At 69.3% G+C, this 4631-nt stretch carries 5 protein-coding genes; 3 read left to right on the top strand and 2 right to left on the bottom strand.

All coding sequences use genetic code 11. From position 1 onward, the window contains the following. A partial coding sequence (locus tag KBX53_RS23060; RefSeq protein WP_210861592.1) for a chitinase occupies nt 1-890 on the top strand: 890 nt, incomplete at its 5' end. Nucleotides 891-940: 50 nt separating this feature from the next. On the opposite strand, the gene KBX53_RS23055 is transcribed toward KBX53_RS23060, so the two are convergent. Together KBX53_RS23055 and KBX53_RS23050 are read right to left on the bottom strand one after the other, a co-directional pair. Next, a complete protein-coding gene (locus tag KBX53_RS23055) occupies nt 941-1612 on the bottom strand; it encodes a DedA family protein (protein ID WP_030333084.1) in 672 nt (223 codons plus the stop codon). A gap of 57 nt (nt 1613-1669) precedes the next feature. After that, on the bottom strand, nt 1670-2284 hold the full coding sequence (locus KBX53_RS23050; protein ID WP_030333085.1) for a DUF1349 domain-containing protein: 615 nt from the start codon (nt 2282-2284) through the stop codon (nt 1670-1672). Nucleotides 2285-2341: 57 nt separating this feature from the next. Between KBX53_RS23050 and KBX53_RS23045 the strand changes: the two genes are divergently transcribed. Together KBX53_RS23045 and KBX53_RS23040 are read left to right on the top strand one after the other, a co-directional pair. Continuing rightward, complete coding sequence (locus KBX53_RS23045) at nt 2342-3994, top strand: alpha-amylase family protein (protein ID WP_030333087.1); 1653 nt, start codon at nt 2342-2344, stop codon at nt 3992-3994. 105 nt (nt 3995-4099) lie between these two features. Beyond that, nucleotides 4100-4631, top strand: a 532-nt coding sequence (locus KBX53_RS23040; RefSeq protein WP_210861591.1) for an SDR family NAD(P)-dependent oxidoreductase, incomplete at its 3' end; no start/stop codon positions are given.

Here is a 4631-nt window from a genome sequence, read left to right as displayed (position 1 = left end):
AGCACCTACTCACCGGCTACTGGCACAACTTCGACAACCCGGCCGTCGAGCTGCGGCTGCGCGACGTGCCCGCCGAGTACGACCTGGTGGCCGTCGCCTTCGCCGAGGCCACGTCGACACCCGGCGCGCTCACCTTCGGCATCGACCCCGGGCTCGCCGCGTCGCTCGGCGGCTACACCGACGCGGACTTCACCAACGACGTCCGCACCCTGCACAGCCGGGGCAAACGGGTGATCCTCTCGGTCGGCGGTGAGACCGGCCGGGTCACCGTGAACGACGCCGCGTCAGCCACCGTGTTCGCCGACACGGCCGCCGCGCTGATCGCCCGGTACGGCTTCGACGGGATCGACATCGACCTGGAGAACGGCCTCAACCCGACGTACATGGCGCAGGCGCTGCGCGCGCTGCGAGCCAAGGTCGGGTCGAGCTTGATCATCGCGATGGCCCCGCAGACGATCGACATGCAGAACCCGGCCGGCGGCTACTTCAAGCTGGCGCTCGACATCAAGGACATCCTCACCGTCGTCAACACCCAGTTCTACAACTCCGGGGCGATGCTCGGCTGCGACCAGAACGCCGCGTACGGCCAGGGCACCGTGAACTTCATCGTCGCGCTGGCCTGCATCCAGTTGGAGGCCGGGCTCCGCCCCGACCAGGTCGGCCTCGGCCTGCCCGCCGGGCCGGGAGCGGCCGGTGGCGGCATCGTCGCGCCCAGCGTCGTCAACGCCGCCCTGGACTGCCTGGCCCGGGGCACCAACTGCGGCAGCTTCCGCCCGCCGCGCACCTACCCCGGCATCCGGGGCGCGATGACCTGGTCGGTGAACTGGGACGTCAGCAACGGCAACGGCTTCGCCAACACGGTGGGCCCACACCTGGACACTCTGCCCTGACAGCCCAGGCTGACGCTTGTTCACAAGTCAGCGGTAACCGGTAGCTCGGATCAGCGGCCGGCGGTCACCGACCGCCGGTCGCCGCGCTCCCGACGCTTGCGGACCTTACGGATCACCCAACTGACCACCATGACGACGAAGACGGCGCCGATCGCGTAGTTGAACCAGTCGCTGTAGCGCGCGACGTCCTGCCAGCGGCTCCCGAGCGCGTAACCGGCGCCCACGATGAGGCCGTTCCACACCCCGCTGCCGATGGTGGTGAGCAGGATGAATTCGCCGAGCGGCATCCGGTTGGCGCCGGCCGGCACGGAGACCAGGCTGCGGACCACCGGCACCACCCGGCCGATCAGCACCGCCCACCGACCGTGCCGCTCGAACCACCTGTCGGCCCGCTCCAGGTCGTCGCTGTCCACCAACGGGATGCGGTCCAACCAGCGCTTGAGTCGATCCTCGCCGAGCGCCGCGCCCAGCCAGTAGAGCACCAACGCGCCGACCAGCGAGCCGACCGTCGCGGCCAGCACCACCACCACGACGTTGAACTGACCCTCGTGCGCCAGGAAACCGGCGAGCGCCAGCACGACCTCGCTGGGGATCGGCGGGACGATGCTCTCCAACGCCACCAGCAGCGCCACGCCGACCGGGCCCATCGCCTCGATCACCGAAGCCACCCAGCCGGTCAACCCGGTGAACTCGGACGGGTCGCCAGCCTGGGCGTACGCCATTGTCGTCCTTCCGCGTCGGTGCTCGGGATCGTACGGTCATACCCACCGGAGCGGTCGTTACACCTCGGGGTGCAGGGCGGTGTCCGCCGGCCCCTGCCGCCAGCCGGTGAACACCACTGTCAGCCCGGCGCGCGACGGGGCGCAGCAGAAGGGCCCGGCCACCGCGTCCGCCGCCGGATCCAGCGGGACGAGCCGGACCAGTCGCCACGGCTCGTCGTCGACCCGGGCGCGGACGGTCAGCGCGTCGCCGGCCCGGCTGACCCGGACGGTCACCTCCCGACCCGCCCACTCCGGCACCGGCCCCACCGACCAGTCGGAGAACTCCCTGGTCACCACCGCGCCGAGCTGCACCTCCCCGTCGCTGATCTCGACGCCGGCTTTGGTCCAGGTGCGCTCGTCAACGCGGACGAACGCACCGGCCTGGTCGAACTGCGCCGAGAAGTCGAGCCGGAAGCTCACCTCCATGGCGGTGTCCACCGGCAGTGGTGCCAGCAGGGCCGGTCCGTTGTCGTGGACGAAGCCGTAGCTGGTCCTGCGCCAGAAGTCGCTGTCCGCCGCCGGCTCGACGACCAGCTCACCGGCCGGGCCCTCCTCGACGCGTACCGGCGGGTGCAGCCAGGCACCCCGGGACCAGTCCAACGGTTCGCTCGGCGGTACCAGGTCGTTTCCCATGACAGGCACGATAACCAAGGGTTTGCCGCGGTGATCGATCGGAGATGTTTCTCCGGCATGGGTGACCGTTGGTATTCCGAAGCCGTCGTCTACTGCCTCGACATCGACACGTACGCCGACTCGGACGGCGACGGGGTCGGTGACATCCGTGGGTTGATCGGGAGGCTGGATTACCTGGCCCGGCTCGGGGTCACCTGCCTGTGGTTGCACCCGATCCACCCGTCACCGAACCGCGACGACGGCTACGACGTCACCGACTTCTACAACGTGGATCCGCGCTTCGGCACCCTCGGCGACTTCGCCGAGCTGCTGCACCAGGCGCAGAACCGGGGCATCCGGGTGATCATCGATCTGGTGGTCAACCACACCTCCGACGAGCACCCGTGGTTCCAGTCCGCCCGCTCGTCGCCGGACTCGCCGTACCGGGACTGGTTCGTCTGGTCCGACACCGAACCGGACGACCGGCACCAGGGCATGGTCTTCCCCGGCGAGCAGAAGGAGACCTGGAGCTACGACCGCACCGCCAAGGCGTGGTTCTACCACCGGTTCTACAAGTTCCAGCCCGACCTCAACTTCGCCAACCCGCAGGTCCGGGCCGAGGTCAAGAAGATCATGTCGTTCTGGCTCCAGCTCGGTGTCTCCGGCTTCCGAATGGACGCGGTGCCGTTCATCATCGAGCTGACCGAGCCCGGCAACCCGAACTCTCCGAAGGACTTCGAGTTCCTCACCGAGCTGCGCCAGCACGTCCAGTGGCGTCGCGGTGACGCCGTCCTGCTGGCCGAGGCGAACGTCGAGCCGGACCAGCTACCGACGTTCTTCGGCGACGCCAGCGGCTCCGGCAACCGGATCCACATGCTCTTCGACTTCATGCTCAACGGCCGACTCATGCTCGCCCTCGCCCGGCAGGACCCGGAGTCGCTGATCGAGGCGTTGCGCGACACCCCGAAGCTGCCGGTCGGCGGGCAGTGGGCCACCTTCCTGCGTAACCACGACGAGATCGACCTGTCCCGGCTCACCACCGAACAACGCAACCAGGTGTACGCGCAGTTCGGCCCGGACGAGAACATGCGCATCTACGACCGGGGCATCCGTCGCCGGTTCGCCCCGATGCTCGGTAACGACCGGCGGCGCATCGAGTTGGCGTACGCCCTGCAGTTCTCGATGCGCGGCACGCCGGTGCTGCGCTACGGCGAGGAGATCGGGATGGGCGAGGACCTGTCGCTGCCCGGTCGGGAGGCGATCCGTACCCCGATGCAGTGGTCGTTCCAGCCGAATGCCGGCTTCTCCACGGCGGACCCGGAGAAGCTGGTCCGTCCGGTGATCGACAAGGGTGAGTTCGGCTACCAGAACGTCAACGTCACCGCCCAGCGGGGCGACCCGAAGTCGCTGCTCGGCTGGTTCGAGCGCATGATCCGTACGCTGCGGGAGGCTCCGGAGATCGGCTCCGGCTCGACGACCCACATCGACGTGGCGATGCCGCCCGGAGTGCTCGCGCACCGGGCCGACGGGTCGACGGGCACGATGGTCTTCGTGCACAACCTGGGCACCGACGACGTGGAGGTCGACCTCAGCAGTCTCGAGCCGGAGGCGGACCAGCCGACCGACGTGCTCGCCGACCGTGGCTACGGCGAGCTGGGCAAGCTCGGCGCGGTGAAGGTCTCCGGCCACGGATACCGGTGGATCCGGCTCTGCCGGGGCCGGGGCTTCTGAGGCACGGCGATCCGGTGTGTCGTGGATCCGGCCATGGTCGTCACCGATAACTAGCAGTGGAAGGTTAAGCTCCTTCGATCGACCCCACGTTACCGGGAGGTAATCATGTCGGAGGAGCCCCGCGTCGCCATCGTCACCGGAGCCGCACGCGGCATCGGCGCGGCCACCGCCCGGCGGCTGGCCGCCGACGGAATGGCCGTCGCCGTGGTCGACATCGAGGAGGCCGCCACCAAGGAGACGGTGGACGCCATCGCCGCCGCCGGCGGCCGGGCGCTCGGGGTGGGCGCCGACGTCTCCGACCGCGACCAGGTCGAGGCGGCGGTGGCCCGGATCGCTGCCGAGCTGGGCGCGCCCACCGTGCTGGTCAACAACGCCGGAGTGCTGCGCGACAACCTGCTGTTCAAGATGACCAACGCCGACTGGGACACGGTGATGGGAGTGCACCTGCGCGGCGCGTTCCTGTTCAGCCAGGCCGCCCAGAAGCACATGGTGGACCGCAGGTGGGGGCGGATCGTCAACCTCTCCAGCACCTCCGCGCTGGGCAACCGGGGCCAGGCGAACTACGCCGCCGCCAAGGCCGGTCTGCAGGGCTTCACCAAGACGCTCGCCATCGAACTGGGTCCGTTCGGGGTGACAG

Source organism: Micromonospora sp. M51 (genome assembly GCF_018070305.1).
Taxonomy (GTDB): Bacteria; Actinomycetota; Actinomycetes; order Mycobacteriales; family Micromonosporaceae; genus Micromonospora; species Micromonospora parva.
Note: the sequence above shows the minus strand (reverse complement) of the source record. Positions and strands in the feature narration are given on the sequence as shown.